Annotated in this window: 4 protein-coding genes and 1 pseudogene; 4 read left to right on the top strand and 1 reads right to left on the bottom strand. The window is 66.2% G+C overall.

Annotated features, from left to right (window positions below; all coding sequences use genetic code 11):
• Nucleotides 1-239 (bottom strand): alcohol dehydrogenase catalytic domain-containing protein (locus tag ASG00_RS17365; RefSeq protein ID WP_235559309.1); only part of this gene is annotated, 239 nt, incomplete at its 3' end.
• Between the two features lie 157 nt (nucleotides 240-396).
• Between ASG00_RS17365 and ASG00_RS06170 the strand changes: the two genes are divergently transcribed.
• The 4 genes and pseudogenes from ASG00_RS06170 to ASG00_RS17360 all read left to right on the top strand — a co-directional run.
• Nucleotides 397-1,770 (top strand): ABC transporter substrate-binding protein, encoded by a 1,374-nt coding sequence (locus ASG00_RS06170; RefSeq protein WP_045247807.1) that lies wholly within the window; start codon nucleotides 397-399, stop codon nucleotides 1,768-1,770.
• A 46-nt stretch (nucleotides 1,771-1,816) separates the two neighbouring features.
• The gene (locus ASG00_RS06165) at nucleotides 1,817-2,743 is read left to right on the top strand and encodes a carbohydrate ABC transporter permease (protein ID WP_056207597.1); all 927 of its coding nucleotides are present in this window, start codon (nucleotides 1,817-1,819) and stop codon (nucleotides 2,741-2,743) included.
• On the top strand, nucleotides 2,736-3,671 hold the full coding sequence (locus ASG00_RS06160; protein ID WP_048809017.1) for a carbohydrate ABC transporter permease: 936 nt from the start codon (nucleotides 2,736-2,738) through the stop codon (nucleotides 3,669-3,671). Before ASG00_RS06165 ends, ASG00_RS06160 begins: the two co-directional genes overlap by 8 nt.
• A gap of 17 nt (nucleotides 3,672-3,688) precedes the next feature.
• Nucleotides 3,689-3,800, top strand: a pseudogene (locus ASG00_RS17360) (L-rhamnose mutarotase); the annotation flags it as partial.

Below are 3,800 nucleotides of genomic sequence, written 5' to 3'. Positions count from 1 at the left end.
GCGCCGATCCGCCATCCCGACACGCCCTCGCCGATGCGGGCTACCGTGCCGCTCATCTCGTGCCCGAAACTGAGAGGGGTCGTCACGCGGGAGTCCATGCTTCCGTGCACGACATGGAGGTCGGTGCCGCACAGCCCGGTGTACGCGACGGCGATCTGCACGTAGCCGCGCGGCGGCGGGGTGGGTTCGACATGGGCGACGGCGACGGTCGCGTCGCCGAGGTACTGCACTGTACGCATGGCACTCCAAAGGTATGACGTAAGACGAATGTAACAGTCGATCCGGGCCGAGAACAGGGGTTCATTGCTAATAGGTCACATGTATGATCTAATCAACTCACCCGCCGGCCAGTCCGGCCGCGAGTCGTCAACGACGTCGACCAGAAAAGGACGAGCAATGGCTCCACAGCAAAGACGCTTCACCCGCCTCTCCCGATCCGCCGCCCTCATCGCCACCGCCGCCACCGCACTGCTGGTGCTCTCCGCCTGCAGCGGATCCAGCACCGGCACGGCCACCGACAGCGGTCTCGGCTTCACGCCCGCCGACCAGGTCGCCGACAGTGCGATCACGGTGTGGGTGGATGCCGCGCGCGAGCCGGCGGTCGCCGCGTTCGAGAAGAAGTACCCGAACATCAAGGTCAACAAGGAGACCTACGACGGCAACGCCGGTGGGTCCGGGTCCTTCCAGACCAAGATCTCCCTCTTCGACCAGTCGGGGGAGGGCTGGCCCGACGTCGTCTGGTCGACCCAGACGAACGACGCCTCATGGGCATCGAAGGAGAACAACGGCCAGCAGGCCTTCGCGGCGCCCCTGAACAAGGGATGGTTCGACCAGAGCTTCCTCGACGGCTTCTCGAAGGGCGCGCTCGACCCGGTGACCGTCGACGGCACGGTGTACGGACTGCGCAACGACCTCGCACAGGTCGTCTTCTGGTACGACCAGTCGCTGTTCACCCAGTTCGGCTACCAGATCCCGCAGACGTGGGAGGACTACGCGGCCCTCAGTGACAAGCTCGCCGCCGAGCACCCGGGCTACATCCTCGGATCGGTCGGCGACTCGTTCGTCGGCACCTACGTGTACTACTACGGAGCCCAGGCGCCGATCTTCCAGTCGACCGCGTCGACCTTCTCGAGCAACTTCGACGACCCGAAGTCGCAGAAGATGACCGACCTGATCGACCACATGCTCAAGAACGGCACTCTCGTCCAGGACAGCGTCTTCAGCGCCGACTTCGTGAAGAAGTACCAGGGCAAGGTGCTCGGCATGCCCGGCCCGGTCTGGTACACCGGAGCGATCTTCCAGAGCAAGGACAGCCTGAACGTCCCCGCCGGCCAGATCGGCGCCGGAGTGCCGCTCCACTGGAACGGCGACTCGATCGGCACCGGCAACGTGGGCGGCGGCGTCTGGTACGCCTCCAGCCACACGAAGAACCTCGAGGCCGTCAAGACGTTCCTGCAGTTCGTGACGAGCGCCGACGAGTACCAGGTCGACCTCGCGCCGGGCTACCCCGCATACGCCTCGGCCGCGCAGAAGTGGATCGCCAAGCAGGCCAGCGGCGGCTACTTCGTCGGCGACTTCGAGAAGAACGTGACGGATGCCGCGGGCGAGATCTGGTCGGGCTGGGGCTACCCCAGCTTCAGCCCCGAGACCGCGTATGCGAAGGTTGTCGTCCCGGGCCTCGCCGCGGGCAAGACCCTCGCCTCCCTCACCTCCGACTGGAAGACCGAGATGGTCAACGAGGCGAAGGTCCAGGGATACACGATCCAGTGACAGCCCCGCACCGCAGCGGAAGGAACACATCATCACTGTCGACACGATGACGGCGCCCGCCGTCGGCTCCTCACGGGGTCGGCGGCGGGACGCCGCCGCGCGGAGGAACCCCACCCGCGCCCAAGCCGTCATGGGGTACGCGTTCTCGAGCGGATACAGCGTGCTGCTGCTTCTGTTCGGGGTCATCCCGGCCCTCTACGCCGTCTACCTGGCTTTCACCAAGAACGGCGCCTTCGTCGGCGTCGCCAACTTCGCGAAGGTGTTCGACGACTACCGTTTCTGGCCCGCCGTGCAGCACGTCGCGGTGTACCTCGTGATCTGGCTCGTGATGCAGACCGTGTTCGTCGTCCTTCTCGCGCTGATCGTGCACGCGATCGGGGCGCGCTGGCTCTCCTCGACGGTGCGGTTCATCTACTACATCCCCGGCGCGCTCGCCGGGGCCTCGAGCGTGATGCTGTGGCTGTTCCTGCTCGACCCGACGGTGAGCCCGGTCTCGGGCGTGCTCAACATGCTGGGCCTGCAGTCCTTCGTGCAGACGGTGTCGCTGGAGAACCTGCCCGTCGTCTTCACCGTCATCGCGTTCTGGACCGGCGCCGGCGGATGGATCGTCATCATGTACGGCGCGCTCAACAACATCCCGGTGGAGGTCATGGAGGCCGCCCGCATCGACGGCGCCGGTGCCGTCAAGACCGCCTGGTACATCCAGCTGCCCCTCATGAAGAAGTGGATCTCCTACATGGGGATCATGTCCCTCGCCGCCGGAACGCAGCTGTTCGTCGAACCCCGCGTGCTCTCGCAGGCGTCGAAGGGTGTCGTCCCGCCGGACTATTCGCTCAACCAGCTCGCCTATCTCTTCGCCTTCAAGCAGAACGACTTCAACGGCTCCGCCGCGATCTCGCTCATGCTGCTCGTCGTGGCGCTCGGACTCGCCACCTTCTTCGTCTTCCGGGGTGGTCTCTTTGAGCGTGATTGACATCGACGTGCGTGAACCGCTCACGACGACCGAGCCGCACGCCGTGCGCGGCACCGGCTTCGCCCCGGGACGCTGGGTCGGGCGGGTGCTCGCCCTCGTCGTGGCCGCGTTCTTCGTCGTGTTCTTCGCCCTGCCGCTCGTCTGGCTGCTGCTGGCCCCGACGAAGGACGCCCGGCAGTTGCTGGTCGACAACCCGTTCAGCATCGGGTCCCTCGACGCGCTCGCGACCAACTGGCACAACCTGATGACCTTCCAGAACGGCATCGTCTGGACGTGGCTCGGCAACTCGGTGCTCTACAGCGGTGTCGCCCTCGTGATCACCCTCGCCGTGAGCATCCCTGCCGGCTACGCCCTCGCGCTGACGGAGTTCCGGCTGCGCCGGGCGCTGCTCGCCGTGACCCTCGTGGTCATGCTCATCCCCAGCACCGCGCTCGTCCTCCCGGTGTTCCTCGAGCTCAGCGCGGTGAAGCTGGTCGGAACCCCCTTGGCGGTCATCCTGCCCTTCTCGTTCTTCCCGTTCGGGGTCTATCTGACGTACATCTACTTCTCGACGAGCGTCTCGCGCGACCTCCTCAACGCGGCGCGCATCGACGGTGCGGGCGAGTTCCGGGTGTTCTGGTCGGTGGCGATGCCGCTCGCGACGCCGGTGATCGCGCTCGTCGGCTTCTTCAACCTCGTCGGCAACTGGAACAACTACTTCCTGCCGTTCGTCATGGCTCCCGGCCGCAAGTCGCCCATCCAGGTGGGCCTGGCCGAACTGCTCTCGAACGTGCCGCTGTTCAACCCGACCTCGGCGGGGTCGGTGACGATCGACATGCCGACGCTCGCCCTCGCGACGCTGCTGTCCGTCGCCCCTGTGCTCATCATCTTCCTGTTCTCCCAGCGGTTCCTGGTCACGGGAATGACCGCGGGTGGCACCAAGGAGTGAGCGTGCGCCGTTTCGGCATGGTGGCCCGCACCGCCCCGGAGAGGCGTGAGGAGTACCTCGCGCTGCACCGGGCGGTGTGGCCCGGGGTGGAGGCCACCATCACGGCCTGCGGCATCCGCAACTTCACGA

The organism is Microbacterium sp. Leaf351 (assembly GCF_001423825.1).
In the GTDB taxonomy this organism is placed as follows: Bacteria; Actinomycetota; Actinomycetes; order Actinomycetales; family Microbacteriaceae; genus Microbacterium; species Microbacterium ginsengisoli.
The sequence above is the reverse complement of the archived record's forward strand: the minus strand, read 5'-3'. Positions and strand labels throughout refer to the sequence as shown.

Bases quoted from the DNA above. Each gene is read 5' to 3' on its own strand.
- ASG00_RS06165 (WP_056207597.1), top strand. From the start codon at position 1,817: ATGACGGCGCCCGCCGTCGGCTCCTCACGGGGTCGGCGGCGGGACGCC.
- ASG00_RS06170 (WP_045247807.1), top strand. From the start codon at position 397: ATGGCTCCACAGCAAAGACGCTTCACCCGCCTCTCCCGATCCGCCGCC.